The following is a 555-nucleotide window of genomic DNA, read 5'->3' as shown; positions in this document are numbered from 1 at the left end:
ACAAATAATTGCTTTAGTGTTTTGTTTTATGCTTTTTTCTATATCATTATAATTTAGTTCGCCTTTGTTATTTGCTTTTATTATTGTWAGCTCTGTTCCTAAAGTTTCCATTTCATAGAGAGGTCTTAAAACACTGTTATGTTCAAGAGACGTGGTTATAACATGACTATTTTTATTTAATATGCCTTTTATTGCTGTGTTTAATGCTTCTGTAGAATTGCTTGTAAATGCAACATAATTWGGGCTATATCCATTAAAAAGTTTAACTATTTTCTCTCTTGTATCAAGTATAACTCTTTCACTATTTAATGATAATTCATAAGAGCCTCTTGAAGCATTTGCAAAACTGTTTATYGCATCAAAAACTGCCTTAGCAACTGTRTCTGGTTTTTTTAATGTAGTAGCTGCATTGTCAAAATATATCATTTTTTAATTCCATAACTTAAAATTTATTAATAAAAAAATAATATATTTATAGCATCTCAACAAAAGCTTCTAATCTAGTTCTAAGCTGAGCAGTATCACTATTAGAATAATTAGTCTCTATTTGTAAAT

General features: G+C 26.9%; 2 protein-coding genes. Both read right to left on the bottom strand.

Annotated features, from left to right (window positions below):
* Positions 1 to 426: aminotransferase class V-fold PLP-dependent enzyme (locus GQX97_RS14360; RefSeq protein WP_157152366.1), on the bottom strand; the 426-nt coding region annotated here is incomplete at its 3' end.
* 46 nt (positions 427 to 472) lie between these two features.
* Positions 473 to 547: a 2-hydroxyacyl-CoA dehydratase gene (locus GQX97_RS15220; RefSeq protein WP_368666593.1), complete on the bottom strand. Its 75-nt coding sequence runs from the start codon at positions 545 to 547 to the stop codon at positions 473 to 475.
* Between the last annotated feature and the right edge of the window lie 8 nt (positions 548 to 555).

The organism is Brachyspira sp. SAP_772 (assembly GCF_009755885.1).
In the GTDB taxonomy this organism is placed as follows: Bacteria; Spirochaetota; Brachyspiria; order Brachyspirales; family Brachyspiraceae; genus Brachyspira.
Note: the sequence above shows the minus strand (reverse complement) of the source record. Positions and strands in the feature narration are given on the sequence as shown.